Source organism: Flavobacterium algoriphilum (assembly GCF_048158655.1).
In the GTDB taxonomy this organism is placed as follows: domain Bacteria; phylum Bacteroidota; class Bacteroidia; order Flavobacteriales; family Flavobacteriaceae; genus Flavobacterium; species Flavobacterium algoriphilum.
Map to the genome: position 1 here is coordinate 209321 of NZ_JBLNKY010000001.1, position 15780 is coordinate 225100.

The following is a 15780-nucleotide window of genomic DNA, read 5'->3' on the forward strand; positions in this document are numbered from 1 at the left end:
GCACAAAGGAATTCTTAAAAAGAATTAGTCGCACGAATGCCGTTTTTATTACTGTTCAGTGAATGTCGCAAATTAAAATCAATACTTATCTATTGAAAAACACAAACCATATAAGAAATAAAGTTAAAGCAAAAAACGTCACTCTTTCAAATAGCGTTACCTTTAAAATAGCTTGTTACGAATGACACTAATTCAAAACGAATTTCAAATTCAATTCTTATATGGACTTATATCCCTTATATGTTGAAAAATACAAACCATGTAAGAAATATAAGCTCATTTAAGTTAAAGTCAATTATGTCCGCAGTGTAGAGATAATTAAAATAATAAAATCAATTCTTAAATGGACTCATATCTCTTATATGTTGAAAAAACAAACCATGTAAGAGAGATAAGTTTATTTAAGTAAAAACCAAAAACGCTACCTTTTAGAATAGCGTTTTAGTTTTTTTGGCAAAGCAAATGAATTACAAATTAAAATTCACGCCCAAAACCACGTTTCTCCCTATGTTAGGAATTCCATCCGTTTTCAAGCGGGAAAGGTGCGCGATGTATCTTTTGTCTAGTAAATTATTCGCGTTCAGGCTGAGATCAAAAAACGTTTTTCCCAGTTTTACTTTTCCTCCAAAACCCAGATTCACCAAAGAATAGCCATTGGATTTGGTCTCAAAACCACTCACGTTATTTTGATTGAAAGTCGTGGAAAGGTTCATAGTGGCAAAACCATCTTCGAGCCAGTTTTTGATATTGAATTCGGTTCTAATGGTGTTATTCCAATTATTTGCAGGAACCAAAGGCAGGAAATCGCCATTTTCTTTCTTCCCGGTTACAGTTTCAAAACTGGTTTCGTAATGCAACCAATCCAAAGGATGCGGGTGAAAATGAAGCCCTATTTCGCCTCCGTACAACTTGGCATTATTCTGAATGTAGTCGAAAACAGCATTATTATCAATCACTGCTCCTGTTGGCGAAGTGTAGATGTAATTGTTGATGTGGTTGTAAAATCCATTGACAAAAAACTCAAAATGGCTGTTTTTATATTCCAAATTTAGATCGCTTTGTACGTTTTGTTCCGTTTTCAAATCGCTGTTTCCTACTTCATAGCGATTCGTTCCTTCATGAACCCCATTGGAAGTTAATTCGGCCAGGTTTGGTGCTCTAAATCCGGAAGCGAGATTCAATCGCAAGGTCCAATCATCGGCAAGATTAGTTTTGTAACCTAAGGAGGCATTGAAACTGTCGAATGATTTATCAATGGCTTTAAAATAGCCTTCGGAACCGGCAATCCCATGTTCTATCGTGGTAATTTGTCTGTTATCGAAACGCAATCCGGCTTGCAACACATTGGTTTTCCATTCATAATTAGCGGTTCCAAAAACACCAAAATCATTGCTAGTAGCATCCGGAATCAAATATTCTTCCCCAGAATTCGTGTTGGTTTGGTGCATGCCCTGGATTCCAAAAATTGATTCCACTTTACCTATTGTTGGTAAATGATATTTCGCATCGTAATTGAATGTTTTAAGTTTCATGTGCAAACCAGCGACATTGCTGTCTACGAACTCGCTTCGGTCATTGGCAACATAACCCAAATCAACATCCAGTTTCGATTTTTGGAAAAAGAAAACATTGTTTAAACTCAGCAAATGATTAAAAACGCCTTGTCTTGGAAATCCTGTTTCCTTACTGCTCGTTTGTTCTGCAATGCCATCTTCCGGGATTCCTAAATCCAGCTTGTTGTAATTGTAACGCAACACACTGGAGAATTTGGCATTGCTATACCCAATTCCTGTTTTGAAATCGGTTTCATTGTAACGGGTATTCGTTACTCGCTCGCCATTGGCAATTTTATAATCGGAATGTGTATTATAACTTCCACGAGCGAGAAATTTCCAATTATCAGTTGATGTTTTCAGTCCCAAAGAAGAATTACTTCCCAGCGTATTCGAGAATAATTTTTGACTAAAATTAGCTTTGAATGTATTGGTTTCGGCAAATTTTTCGGGATTAAAATACAGAACGCCACCCAAAGCATCTGAACCGTACAACAACGAAGCCGGTCCTTTGATAACCTCAACACTTTCTAATCCCGAATCGTTTAGTCCCAAACCGTGCTCGTCGCCAAACTGCTGATTTTCGATTCGAACGCCTTGTGAATAGACCAAAACCCGATTACCGCTCAATCCACGAATTACGGGTTTCCCAATGGAAGTTCCTGTAGAAACCTGCGAAACTCCCGGAATCGTTGCCAATCCTTCGATTAACGTGACAGTTCCTTTTCGCTGCAATTCTTTCATGGTTTGGTGTTCCACTTTCATCACGTTTTGAGATTGTATTTTATTGAACGCGGTGGAAACAATCACTTCATCCATTTGGAATATCGTTTCTTCAAGGATTACATCGAGTATGTTTTCTTTTTGCAAACTGGCTATGGTTTTATTTTGTGTTCCAAATCCTACGAATGTAAAAGTCAGTTTTAAGTTTCCATTAGGCAGATTGGTAAACGTATATTTCCCATTTTCGTTTGTTGCGGTTCCGTTGTGTAATTCTGCGACATACACCGAAACGCCTTTTATGGGTTGGTTATTCCTATCGATTACGATTCCCGAAAGGGTATTTTGCGCATGAAGCATTGCTGAAAACCCCAAGAATAGGGCTATAATAAATTTTTTCATTGAAAATGAGGTATTGTTCCTCTCCCCGGCCCTCTCCATAGGAGAGGGAGCCGAGACTGGAATTATTTAGTAAATAAATTGTAGTTCCAAAATCACTTTGAAAAGTGAATTGAAATTCAAACCAAATCAACAAAAAAGCTGAAATGAATTTTGTTTATATACAAATAGGTGGTCCGCGATGGGAATATAAACTTCCGGAAAACGAGAGAACCGTTTCCGTAGCAGTAAAGAAATAAGGAATTTCTTTGTAACTGGAATGTAATTGATAGGAGAATTTTTTTGGCGAAATGCAACTCCCAAAAGTAAAATCACAGACATAACAATGATCAAAATTGTGGTGTTGATGCGTTATCTCTTTATTGGTAATATTATATTTATGATGGCATTGCTTTTCGGAAAGCTGCTGCTCTAAATGTTCATAGGTATGAAAGGACTGAAACAGTATTGAAAACAATACCGCAATCGCCAAAGAAAGACTTACTATGAGTTTATTCTTTTTCATCCTTGGCAAAGGTAACAAAACAATTTAGAAAAAGGAACATGGTCTTTCTACCATGTAAGATATTTAAGGAAACTAAGTTACAAAGAGCTTTTCTTAAATGAACTTATACTCCTTATATGTTTTAAAAATCAACTGTTTTTATTGGTTATTAAAGACTGCAAAAAAGAAAAACCATTTGTTCTGACAAATTATATTTTGACAAAACAAATGGTTTTAATTTGAATTAAAAATCAAGTATTACACCAATTTAGCAGCAATCAAATATTCTGCAATTTGTATCGTGTTTGTAGCGGCTCCTTTTCTGAGGTTATCAGCAACAATCCACATATTCAAGGTGTTTTCCTGGCTTTCGTCACGACGAATTCTACCTACAAAAACATCATCTTTTCCTTGTGCGTACATTGGCATTGGGTACGTATAAGTATCATTGTTGTCTTGAACCACAACGCCATCGGTATGATGTAAAATATTTTGCACTTCGCTAATATCAAAATCATTAGTGAATTCAACATTTACCGCTTCACTGTGTCCACCAACGATTGGCACACGTACAGCAGTAGCCGTAACTGCAATCGAATTATCACTCAATATTTTTTTAGTTTCACGCACTAATTTCATTTCTTCTTTAGTGTACCCGTTGTCTTCGAATGAATCACATTGTGGAATTGCATTTCTGTGAATTGGATATTTGTAAGCCATTTCACCTTGAACTCCTGCGTATTCGTTTTCTAACTGTTGTACTGCTTTTACACCCGTTCCAGTAATGGATTGGTACGTAGAAACAATAACACGTTTAATGTTGTATTTTCTGTGTAATGGAGCCAAAACCAAAACCATTTGTATCGTAGAACAGTTTGGATTTGCAATGATTTTATCGGCTGCTGTCAATTCAGACGCATTGATTTCAGGAACGATTAATTTTTTGGTTGGATCCATTCTCCAAGCCGATGAATTATCGATAACCGTTGTTCCCGCTGCTGCAAATTTTGGAGCCCATTCCAGTGAGGTATCACCTCCTGCAGAAAACAAAGCAATATCCGCTTTCATGTCCACAGCAGTTTGCATACCAACCACTTTATATTTTTTACCTTTATATTCTATTTCTTTACCCACTGATCTTTCAGAAGCAACCGGAATTAATTCTGTTACAGGGAAATTTCTTTCTGCCAATACTTTTAACATTACTTCGCCAACCATTCCAGTAGCGCCTACAACTGCTATTCTCATAGTATATTTTTATTATTGAGTACTTAATTTGAAAAGCAAAAGTAAGTAATATTCAAATTAAAACAAGCGTGTTCACAAAAAACAACAAAATGTTACAAATACAACAATTCATTATTTTGCATTTAAACAAAAAGAAAAAACGCCTCCATTACGAAGCGTTTAGTCCTGAAATCAATTCAGGATAAATTTTAGAAAAAATAAATGTAGCGGCATTATTTTTTCAATAAATCTCTAATTTGGGTAAGCAATTCCACTTCTGTAGGTCCAGCTGGAGCAGCAGAAATAACTATTTCTTTTTTTCTGGCTTTTTCAGCGGCTCTTAAAATGACAAAAATAAAGAAGGCAATAATAACGAAGTTGATAATCGCCTGAACTAAGTTACCATAAGTAATTACGGCAGCTCCAGCCGCTTTTGCTGCAGCTAAATTTTCATAACTGTTTCCGTCCAGTGTGATGAATTTTTGTGTAAAATCAATTCCACCTGTTATCAAACCAATAATTGGCATAATAACATCATCTACTGCAGAACCAATAATTTTACCAAATGCAGCAGCAATAACTACCGCAGTGGCTAAAGTCAATACATCACCTTTCATTAAAGAGGCTTTAAAATCACTGAAAAATCCCATATTTATTTTTTTTAGATTAAAAATATATTTGCAATCCGAATTTAATAAAAATTTTAATAATTAACAGACGTTTACCCATTAATTACTCCCTGTAAAACACCCGTTTTACCCGTTGCGAAATGCTCGTAAGAACTTCGTATGGTATCGTATTTAATTTTTGGGCAATAAAATTGACCGTTGGGCTTTCGCCAAAAATAATTGCTGCATCCCCTTCTATACAATCAATTTCGCTGATATCTACCATTAACATATCCATGCAAATACTGCCAAGAATGGTCGCTTTTTCATTTTTAATAGTCACAAAACCCAATCCATTTCCCCAAGCTCTTGAAATTCCATCCGCATATCCAATAGGAATTGTGGCAATTTTTGTTGGTTTCTCCGCCATAAATCGCCTGCCATATCCCACACTTTCACCGGCAGGAATGGTTCTGATTTGAGAAATCACTGACTTGAGGGTTCCTACATTTTCTAAGTATTTCTGTTCATCACTGTCATTTGAAACGCCGTAAAGACCAATCCCCAGGCGAACCATATCATATTGCGCATCGGGAAAATTACTGATTCCTGAAGTATTTAAAATATGCCGAATGGGTTTTATTTCTAATTCAGTCATTAATTTTGATGATAATTCCTCAAACAAATCAATTTGTGAATGTGCAAAATCCTTGTGCTCTATATCGTCGCTCGTCGCCATGTGAGACAAAACACTTTTCACTTTAACGGTTTGATTTCCTTTTAAAGTTGCAATCAAATCATCCATCGTATTGTTTTCAAAACCCAAACGGTGCATTCCGGTATCGAGCTTTATGTGAATAGGGAAATGTTTTAACTTTTTTTGTTCGGCAATTTTCAGGAACGCACGCAATCCCTTCAAGCTATAAATTTCAGGTTCTAACTGATGTTGAATAATCGCTGCAAAACTGGTTGTTTCCGGATTCAATACCATTATTGGCAAATTAATCCCACCATTTTTTAACGATATTCCCTCATCGGCGAAAGCCACGCCCAAGTAATCCACTTTGTGATGTTCCAGCAATTTGGCAATTTCAAGACCACCGCTTCCATAACCAAAAGCTTTTACCATCACCATTATTTTAGTTTTGGGTTTTAACTTTGATTTAAAAAAATTCAAGTTATGGCTAATGGCATTCAGGTTAATTTCAAGAACAGTTTCGTGTGTTTTCTCTTCCAATAAAGCTACAATTTCTTCAAAATGAAACGTACGCGCCCCTTTAATCAAAATTGTTTCATTGTTAAAATTCAAATCATCGAAATTGGAAATAAATGCTTCCGTATTTCTGAAAGTAACACAGTTGAAGAATTTATTTTCGAATGATGAAATGGTTTCTCCAATCCCGATAACTCTCGTAATTTTGTTAGAAACTATCAATTGGGAAACTTTCGAATATAATGCCTCATTAGACAAACCACTTTGAAAAATGTCCGATAATATTAATGTCTTTTTCTGACGTTTATTTTGACTCTCCAGAAAATCCAAGGCGATTTTCAGCGATTGGAAATCGGAACTGTAACTGTCATCGATAATACTGCAATTATTAATTCCGTTTTTAACTTTCAGACGCATTTCAACCGGATATAACAATTCCATTCGGTTTTGAATGGTCTTTTCGTCATATTTAAAATGCAACAAAACCATCAAACACGAAATCGCATTTTCAATGGACGCTTTGTCCTGAAATGGAATTGTTAATTCGCACGAATCGGCTTTGTATCTGTATTGAATGGTTGTGCTGTCGTTTTTAATTGCTGAATTAGAAACAAAAACATCGGCATCTTTAGAATTAAAACTCCACGTAAATGCTTTTGTTTTTTTCGAAATTAAGGAATCCACCATTCCATTCTTTTGATAAATAACCACTTCGGAATCCTCAAAAAGCAGCATTTTTTCTTTTATTTTGTCTTCTAAACTTGTAAAACCTTCGTCATGTGCCGAACCAATATTGGTTAAAATTCCAATCGTGGGTTTGATAATGGTTTCGAGTTTTTCCATTTCTGAACCGGTAGAAATCCCGGCTTCAAAAATCCCAAGATTGTGTTGCTCATTGATTGCCAAAACGGACAAAGGAACTCCAACCTGTGAGTTGTAACTTTTTGGACTTCGAATAATATTATAATCTGGACTTAACAGGAAATTGAGCCATTCCTTTACTATCGTTTTACCATTACTTCCGGTCAATCCAATAATAGGAAATTTAAAAAGACCGCGATAATACGCAGCAAATTGTTGCAACGCCTGCAACGTATTTTTGACAACCAGGAAATTGGCTTTGCTTTCACAATCTTCAGGAATATGGGTAACTACGAAGTTCTGAACTCCTTTTTCAATTAAATCTTTAATGTAACTGTGCGCATCATTATTGGTTCCAACCAAAGCAAAAAATAAGGTTTGAGAACCATTTTGCAACGAACGGCTATCGATAGAAATAGTATCAATTGAAACGGCACTGTTGTCGCCTACAAACTCAGCCTGAATTTGAGTGATTATACTTTGGATTTTTAGACTCATTGTTTTAAAACGCGAATGACGCCGATTTTATTGATTGACATGAAATAGTAAATCGAAAGGAAAGCTGCTTAACTTTTGCGAAAGCGCAGTAATTAATTGGTTTCTTCCAAAAACTTGCTCAAAAATAACACTTCTTTTCAAAATGAAGACTTCGAAACGCTACAATTTACAGCTATTTTAGTTTATTAAAACTCGACCGAGAAGCCTTTTTAAAATATTATAAAAGTAAAAAACACCATAAACTTGCACTTAGTATTTTATCAGAATCGTTATATTTGTTTATCCAAATAACACTCGATATCTTGAAAAAAATCCTGCCGATATTCTCTTACATTTTCCATCCGATATTTATACCGTTAATGGCAACGCTTATTTATCTTTTTTACAATGTTTCTTTTATTATAAATCAAGAAAAACTTTTCATTTTTTCCCAAATATTAATCATCACGGTAATCGTTCCTGTGCTGGTGTTTTTTATATTACGTGCTGCCGGAAAAATTGATTCTATAATGGTTGCCGAAGTCTCACAACGTAAAATTCCTTTGCTCCTTCACTCGTTTCTACTGATTCTATTGGTTCGAAAAAGCATTACTTTAGATCGATATCCCGAATTGCATTTCTTCTTTTTGGGAGCGTTGATGAGTACTTTACAAGCCTTAATTTTGTCATTTTTCAAGACAAAAGCCAGCTTACACATGATGGGCATTAGCTCCTTAACGGTATTTGTTATTGGAATAAGTATGCATTATCAAGTTCAAAGCACTTTACTGATTGCGTTTCTGATTCTCATGAATGGTTTAGTGGCTTCATCCCGTTTAGAAATGAAGGCGCATACGACTACTGAACTGATTATTGGATTTCTTTTAGGAAGTGTGTCGCAACTGCTTTTGTTGTATTTATGGTTATAAAATATAGAAAATAATTCCAATATTCAAAGAAGTCATATCAATAGGCTTGCCATCAATTTTTGCAGATTTAAACAAAGAATTCAAGCCATAGTACGCATATACATTGATCGTATTGTATCCCGATGAAATGTAAGCTCCGTATAAAAATTTATTAAAATCTTTGTTGCCTGAAATAACTATTTTATCTTGATCATCACTATAAATAGAGCGGTCATAAATTAAATAACTGAATTTAATTCCACCGTAAATTCTCCAAAACTTATAACTTTCATAGGTTGACGTCCTCCATCTGAACTCCAAAGGCACATCTACTAATAGCTGTGAAAATTTATTTTTACTAAAGGTTGTTTCGGCATCAATAATCGAATAGACAGCCCTTTGGTCCGTTTTGTAAATGGCGAGATTTTGGTTGTAATTATTATACGAAAAACCAATTCCTGATGCAATTGCAATGGTTCTGTTTTTATTTATTGGCATATCTCTAAGAAAACCAGCAGAAAAACCAGTTGATAGTTTACTCTGGGACAAACCTTCCGGTTTTTTCGTCAAAGTATTGTATGTAAATCCAAAATAAAACTGATCTTCTCTGTATAGCGAATCAATTTTAACTTTTGGATTATTTTCAGCAATCACATTTTCTTGAGAAAAAACAGGAAAAACACATAAGAAAAGAAAACAACTCAGATATAATCGCATATTCTTTGGGTTTAAAATTGCTGAGGGATGATTTCAAACAAAGATTAGTTTTCTCTTCACATTTCAGCCTTACAAATATACCCTTTTGATAGTTTTATTATATCTAATGCTGCTAAAATAAACTTTTAACGCACTAAATTAATGGAAGAATTTAAAAAGGAGATTTAAAGAAAACCCAGAATATTCGATTCCCTTTAAATCTCCTTCTTTGATCTTCCCATTGGCAAACCCCTGTCTTTTGACAATAATCGTTTGAATCCACTCTCTTTCTCAGTTTCTGCCCACTTCAATATTTTTAAATCGAAACAAACAAAACGTACTTTATCAAAATAAAGAGTTATGGTTCCGTATTCCTGTTTTTAAATAAATCAATATGAACCCCGTCAATCACGTGTGTAATCCGAAGCTCTATATGTAATGATCTAAATCATCAATTGAATCCAATGTTCAGACTTCTCCATTAGCGTTACGCAACTATTTTCTTCCAGTTGCACAATGGCTTCTATTCTGCTTTTTTCTTTAATAAAAATCGTTATCTCCTTTAAAATTAATCAAGCGCAATAATAAGAATCTAATTTTGTAGAACTATCCTGTTGCTATAATTATATCAAAGTCATTAAATTAAACCGACTCAAATTAATCTATTGGTTTAAAGAAGTTTAAACATTTTTCAAAAAAATTGCTTGTTAAAAAATTAAAACCAATATTTTTACTTTAAAAATTTTTAACGATTACTCGAAAATGTCTTCAAATCAGACTTAAAACAATACAACGATGCAAATTGGAATTATAGGATTAGGAAAAATGGGCTTTAACCTTGCCCTTAACTTACAACGAAATGGTTACAAAGTAGTAGCCCAAGATGTCAATACTGACTTTGTAACAAAAATTGGTCAGGAAGGAATCACAACTGCACATTCCGTGAAAGAATTATGTCAAAAACTGAACGACCGAAAAGTGATTTGGCTAATGGTTCCGGCAGGAGAAATTGTAGACGGAGTGATCACTTCATTGCTTCCTTTTTTAGAAAAAAACGACATTATCATTGACGGAGGAAATTCTAATTATAAAGATTCAAAACGTCGTTATTCGCAACTCAAGGAACTAGGCATTGACTTTTTAGATTGTGGAACTTCGGGAGGAACTTCAGGTGCCTTGAATGGCGCTTGCACAATGATTGGCGGTGACGCGCAAGTATTTGAATATATCGCACACGTTTTCAAGGCTATTTCTGTCGATAACGGACATTTATATACTGGTGCAGCAGGAAGCGGACATTTTACTAAAATGGTTCACAACGGTATCGAATACGGAATGATGCAATCTATTGCTGAAGGTTTTGAGGTTTTTGAACACTCTGAATTTGATATTGATTTCGAAAAAACGGCTAAATTGTTCAATCACGGCTCTGTGGTCCGCAGTTGGTTAATGGAACTAACCGAAAATGCTTTTTCGAAAGACCCTAAATTAGATGGCATCAAAGGAATTATGCATTCCTCTGGCGAAGGAAAATGGACACTCGAAACAGCCTTAGATTTAGGCGTTCCTACTCCAGTTATTGCACTTTCAATCATGATGCGCTACCGTTCCCAAATGCAAGATACTTTCTCCGGGAAAGTCGTAGCAGCACTTCGCAATGAATTTGGAGGTCATGCAGTAGAGAAAAATGAGTAACCTGACTACTCCAATACCCGAAACCAATTCGAAGCTAATTTTTAATTTTTCAAATTCAAGTACATGTCAATATTGATCTTAATTGCAAGTATTCTTTTATTACTTGTCTTGATATCCGCAGTAAAACTCAATGCGTTCCTTTCATTGATTATCGCTTCTTTTTTTGTGGGAATTACCAAAGGCATGCTCTTTCCTGACATCATAAATTCCCTTCAACAAGGAATAGGAAGCACACTAGGTTCTTTGATTTTGATTATTGCCCTTGGAGTTATCTTGGGAAATATCCTTTCAGATAGCGGCGCAGCACAACGAATAAGTTCGGTAATGATTCGGTCTTTTGGTATAAAACACATCAAATGGGCGATGTTGCTTACGGGTTTTGCAGTAGGGATTTCGATGTTTTACAATGCCGGATTTGTGATTTTGATTCCAATGGTTTTCGCTGTGGCAAAAACTACTAAGCAACCCATTATTTATCTTGGAATTGCCATGGCATCGGCACTTTCTGTAACACACGGTTTTTTACCACCTCATCCTGGACCAACAGCCATTGCCGTGATTTTTAAAGCTGATATTGGAAAAACATTACTCTATGGATTAATAATTGCCCTTCCTACTTTAGTGATCGCAGGGATTATTTTTCCAGAATTCATTAAGAAAATTATCGCCAATCCACCCAAAGGATTATTCGAGAGCAAAACATTTGACGAAAAAGAAATGCCATCTTTTGGCATCAGTTTCCTGACGGCGCTAATTCCTGTCATTTTAATGGCATTGGCAACAACAAGTGAATTAACCCTACCCGAAGAATCCTCTTTACGTCATATTCTTGGATTCATTGGAAACCCAACCACTTCAATGCTTATTGCGGTCTTGTTTGCGATTATTTTTTTAGGCATTAATCACGGAAGAAAGATGCAGGACATTATGGATAAATCCAGCTCGGCACTGAGTTCTGCTACCATGATTATTATGATTATTGCTGCAGGTGGCGCTTTCAAGCAAGTATTAATTGACAGTGGTATCGGCACTGATTTAGCTGCTTCTTTCGAACAATCAACTCTTTCTCCTTTACTTTTAGGTTGGTTAATCGCAACGATTATTCGCATTGCATTGGGTTCAGCAACCGTAGCAGGATTGACCGCAGCAGGAATTGTACAGCCTTTAGTTGCTAGTTCAGGAATAAATCCTGAATTAATGATATTATCAATTGGAGCTGGAAGTTTAATGTGTTCCCATGTGAATGACACGGGTTTCTGGATGTTTAAAGAGTATTTCGGAATTAGTATTTCGGATACTTTTAAAACATGGACCGTCATGGAAACTATCATTGGAATAATGGGATTAATTGGTGTTCTATTGCTGAATTTACTGGTGGGATAAAAAATAATTAAACTAAAAAAATGAAGTCATTTTACATAGGAATAGACATTGGTACCACAGCAACAAAAGCCGTGTGTTTTGACATAACTGGAAAAGTGATTCGGGAATGCAATCAATCTTATCCAATGTATCATCCAAAAGGCGATTGGAGCATCCAAAAACCCGACCAAATTGTAGCAGCTGTTTTAGGATGCATCCAAGAAATCACAAAAGGGATTCAGCCCCAATTCATCAGTTTTAGTTCGGCTATGCAAAGTATAATGGCAATAGATGATACCGGGAAACCGCTCACCGATGCCATATTGTGGGCAGACAATAGAGCACACTTATTAGCTGAATCATTAAAAAAATCAGAGCAAGGACTCCATTTTTATCAAAAAACAGGCATTCCTATTCATACTTTTTCTCCTATGACTAAAATTGCTTGGTTGAAAGAAAACGATGCTACAACTTTTTTAAAAGCGTATAAATTTATTAGCATTAAAGAATACATTTGGCACCATCTTACTGGCGACTACGTAATCGATTCCGCCATGGCATCAGGAACGGGCTTGATGAATATTCAGACACTGCAGTGGGAACCGGATATTTTGGATTATTTAAAAATAAAAGAATCTCAACTTTCCATTATTGTTAGTCCAACCCATCAAAGTAAAGGGCTTTCGGATGGTTTTGATTATATTCTAGGTGGCGGTGACGGAGTATTGGCAAATTTAGGAACCGGAGCTATGGAAACTGGACGTATGGCATTATCCATTGGAACCAGCGGTGCAGTCCGTTTACCAGTTGACAAACCTTATATTGATTCCTCAATGCGAACGCAATGTTACCATTTGATGGACAATCAATACTTAAAATTAGGAGCGGTTAACAATGGTGCAATTGTTTTGCAATGGCTGAAAGAATCCATCTTAAAAACAGACGAATCTTTTGAAGAATTATTTGAACAAGCTAAAATAATTCCTGCGGGATCCGAAGGATTGCTTTTTGTTCCTTACTTATTGGGCGAAAGAGCTCCTATTTGGGATGCTTCTGCTCAGGGAACACTTTTGGGTATCCGAATCATCCATACCAAAGCCCATTTGATTCGAGCAACTTTGGAAGGCATTTTATTTGGACTATTGAGTATTACTGAAATCTTGCTTCCTGATCCGGAAGAAAGACACCAAACAACTATCATGGCAAGCGGAGGTTTTGGAAAAAGCGAACTTTGGCTACAAATGGTGGCTGATATTTTTCAAATGAAAGTAATCGTCGCCGAAACAATTGAAGCCTCAGCCTGGGGAGCTGTTGTAATTGGATTTAAAGCCACTGGCATTAGTAATTCCGTTCATAACCGAATTGAAAAAACCTTTGTGCCTTACGAAGGCTACAAAGAAATATACGAACAGCGTTTTGAGAAATTCAAACGAGTTTATCCTTTGTTGAAAGATATTTAAACCGAATTTTTTAAATTAATTTGAATGTGTGCTGTAAAAAAAATCTAAGCTGTAACTAGAGATTACCTACGGTACCCAAAAAGAAGCTTCTCACATAGAAATCAATGCTTGGCATTTCATGCCGTGATGCCTTTTTGCATTACAAGCTTAGGCAAAAAGTTTATCACGCTACAAAACAAAAAATGCTCCCCTTTCGGGAAGCATTAATTTCTTTAGCTTATGCAACAATCGAATGCTTTGACGATAACTCTTCCCGGTAATGCGCTGTATGTCATTTGGGTAGATACATATTCTCTTTGGTTCAGTTTTCATACACTATCTATACTGTTGACTAGGCTTTGAGTAGCTTTAAATGCGCAATTAGCAATATGATCGCCTAAGTCAATTTGATTAGGCTTGATGATATAAGTACCTAGAATCTCTCCATTGTCGCCAATGGCAACAAATGTAAGTTCGCAAACCAATTTTTGCGCAATAACTCTTTAGGTGAATTTGAATCAAACACATAAGCATCTCCTGTTTTAATCACATTTAAAAAAATTACCTTACCCATAAAATTAGTGCTACTTATTATATATCTGATATTGCTAGTTACTTCAAATTAGTCCTATAAAAATTGAACTAAATGAAATATACTAAGCATGGTATAACTTCTTTTTTGATTATGCTACTTAAGCATCATATATTTTATTATTTCCTTTTCTGAAATTTCAGGATTAGCCCCCTCGTGACCAGCTACTAAAGCCCCAACTGCGCATGCATAATTCAATGCTTTTTGTGGCGATTTACCTCTCAATAATCTAACTATCAAAAAGGCCAGAAAAGAATCTCCTGCACCAACGGTATCAACCACTTTTATAAAATAACCACTGTTGTAATAAAATTTTTCATTAAAGTACAAAACAGCTCCAAATGCACCTTTAGTAACACAAATTTGTTTTGTATTTGTTTTTTCAGCTATGAATTTGATATTCTGCTCAAAAGAATTATATGGCGACCCTAATATTTGACTTATTTCCCATAATTCTTCATCATTAAGTTTAATGAAATCAGCTTTTGACATCAATTCCTTAAGCACTTCTGTAGTATAATATGGTGCTCTTAGATTAGCATCCAAAATTTTGTATTTAGCGTTGTCCAAAAGGTCATACAAAGTAGATCTGGAAACTTCATCACGACATATTAAACTCCCGAAAACAAAAGCATCTGATTCCGAAACTTTTTCATTCATTTCATTTGTTCGTGTAATTTTATCCCAGGAAGACGGATAATGAATATCATAAGAGGCATTCCCTTTCTCATTAATCATCACATTAACGACTCCAGTTTTATATTCTTCCCCTACTTGTATAAAATCTGAACTGACATCCATATTATTAATAAAGGATATAATTTCATCACCATCTTCATCATTACCCACTCGACTTATAATAGTTGAATTAACTCCTAAAGAATTCATTCTAAGAGCAACGTTCAGTGGAGCACCTCCAATTTTTTTATGAGATGGAAACACATCCCATAAAACTTCCCCAAAAGTTACAATACTTAAAGTATATTTTTTTTCCATATTTATTAAAATTAAGAGCTGGTAAAAAAAATTCACAAGCTCATCTTATTTATATTTTTTATTTTTATTAACATCAAGCTCCCCTCATTTTTCTCATATCCCAATATATAGAATTGAAGAAACGTAAAAAAACCTTTCGTAAAAGTCAATACTAGCATTTATTTGACAAAATAAAATTATTTCACTTCGTTTATCTCCAAAACCACACTGCTTCTTTTTAAAGAAACATTAGGATTGATTCAGGCTTTCATCAAGAAATTCCCGGAGTAAATTTTGTAAGAATCGATTGTTGAAGTAATGCCAGGAAACAAGTTAATTTCTTTTACACTATACTTTTTATTTGGATTCAATTCGTTTAATACTACTGGTCGTTCAGTTGCTGTTAAATTAAATCGGTTATTTACTAAATAGTTAAAAACAATTGCTTTGTTTTTTTCTGGATTTACATACATCAAGGCTGCAATATTATTTTCATGAGGGTTCACCAAGCGGAACATATCGCCATGCCAAACGACATCTTTAAAAGAGTGGTAATTTGTTATCGCTTGTT

At 35.2% G+C, this 15780-nt stretch carries 13 protein-coding genes; 4 read left to right on the forward strand and 9 right to left on the reverse strand.

What is annotated here, in order from left to right; translation table 11 throughout:
- Positions 1 to 467: 467 nt before the first annotated feature.
- From ACM55G_RS00905 to ACM55G_RS00925, 5 genes are all read right to left on the reverse strand, one after another.
- Positions 468 to 2675: a TonB-dependent receptor gene (locus ACM55G_RS00905; RefSeq protein ID WP_416842013.1), complete on the reverse strand. Its 2208-nt coding sequence runs from the start codon at positions 2673 to 2675 to the stop codon at positions 468 to 470.
- 154 nt (positions 2676 to 2829) lie between these two features.
- A complete protein-coding gene (locus ACM55G_RS00910) occupies positions 2830 to 3177 on the reverse strand; it encodes a hypothetical protein (RefSeq protein ID WP_416842014.1) in 348 nt (115 codons plus the stop codon).
- 237 nt (positions 3178 to 3414) lie between these two features.
- The gene (locus ACM55G_RS00915) at positions 3415 to 4404 is read right to left on the reverse strand and encodes an aspartate-semialdehyde dehydrogenase (protein WP_039110375.1); all 990 of its coding nucleotides are present in this window, start codon (positions 4402 to 4404) and stop codon (positions 3415 to 3417) included.
- A gap of 212 nt (positions 4405 to 4616) precedes the next feature.
- Positions 4617 to 5033, reverse strand: a complete 417-nt coding sequence (gene mscL, locus ACM55G_RS00920) for a large conductance mechanosensitive channel protein MscL (protein ID WP_416842015.1) — start codon at positions 5031 to 5033, stop codon at positions 4617 to 4619.
- An 82-nt stretch (positions 5034 to 5115) separates the two neighbouring features.
- Entirely contained in the window at positions 5116 to 7563 is a 2448-nt protein-coding gene (locus tag ACM55G_RS00925; RefSeq protein ID WP_416842016.1) for a bifunctional UDP-N-acetylmuramoyl-tripeptide:D-alanyl-D-alanine ligase/alanine racemase, read from the reverse strand.
- Between the two features lie 359 nt (positions 7564 to 7922).
- Between ACM55G_RS00925 and ACM55G_RS00930 the strand changes: the two genes are divergently transcribed.
- A complete protein-coding gene (locus ACM55G_RS00930) occupies positions 7923 to 8471 on the forward strand; it encodes a hypothetical protein (RefSeq protein WP_416842017.1) in 549 nt (182 codons plus the stop codon).
- On the opposite strand, the gene ACM55G_RS00935 is transcribed toward ACM55G_RS00930, so the two are convergent.
- Positions 8466 to 9167, reverse strand: coding sequence for a porin family protein (locus ACM55G_RS00935; protein WP_416842018.1), 702 nt, complete (start codon positions 9165 to 9167; stop codon positions 8466 to 8468). The two genes, ACM55G_RS00930 and ACM55G_RS00935, sit on opposite strands and share 6 nt — an antisense overlap.
- Before the next feature lie 774 nt (positions 9168 to 9941).
- On the opposite strand from ACM55G_RS00935, the gene gnd reads away from it, so the two are divergent.
- The 3 genes from gnd (at position 9942) to ACM55G_RS00950 (ending at position 13663) form a co-directional block, all read left to right on the forward strand.
- Entirely contained in the window at positions 9942 to 10841 is a 900-nt protein-coding gene (gene gnd / locus ACM55G_RS00940; protein WP_416842019.1) for a phosphogluconate dehydrogenase (NAD(+)-dependent, decarboxylating), read from the forward strand.
- Positions 10842 to 10904: 63 nt separating this feature from the next.
- Positions 10905 to 12224 (forward strand): gluconate:H+ symporter, encoded by a 1320-nt coding sequence (locus ACM55G_RS00945; RefSeq protein WP_416842020.1) that lies wholly within the window; start codon positions 10905 to 10907, stop codon positions 12222 to 12224.
- A 20-nt stretch (positions 12225 to 12244) separates the two neighbouring features.
- Positions 12245 to 13663 (forward strand): gluconokinase, encoded by a 1419-nt coding sequence (locus tag ACM55G_RS00950; protein WP_416842021.1) that lies wholly within the window; start codon positions 12245 to 12247, stop codon positions 13661 to 13663.
- Between the two features lie 308 nt (positions 13664 to 13971).
- Here the strand turns inward: ACM55G_RS00950 and ACM55G_RS00955 are convergent, their stop codons facing one another.
- The 3 genes from ACM55G_RS00955 to ACM55G_RS00965 form a co-directional block, all read right to left on the reverse strand.
- Positions 13972 to 14127 carry a hypothetical protein gene (locus tag ACM55G_RS00955; RefSeq protein WP_416842023.1) on the reverse strand — a complete coding sequence of 52 codons (156 nt, stop codon included), beginning with the start codon at positions 14125 to 14127 and terminating at the stop codon, positions 13972 to 13974.
- 203 nt (positions 14128 to 14330) lie between these two features.
- The gene (locus ACM55G_RS00960; protein ID WP_416842024.1) at positions 14331 to 15230 is read right to left on the reverse strand and encodes a carbohydrate kinase family protein; all 900 of its coding nucleotides are present in this window, start codon (positions 15228 to 15230) and stop codon (positions 14331 to 14333) included.
- Between the two features lie 239 nt (positions 15231 to 15469).
- On the reverse strand, positions 15470 to 15727 hold the full coding sequence (locus ACM55G_RS00965) for a GH36 C-terminal domain-containing protein (protein ID WP_416842766.1): 258 nt from the start codon (positions 15725 to 15727) through the stop codon (positions 15470 to 15472).
- Positions 15728 to 15780 lie beyond the last annotated feature (53 nt).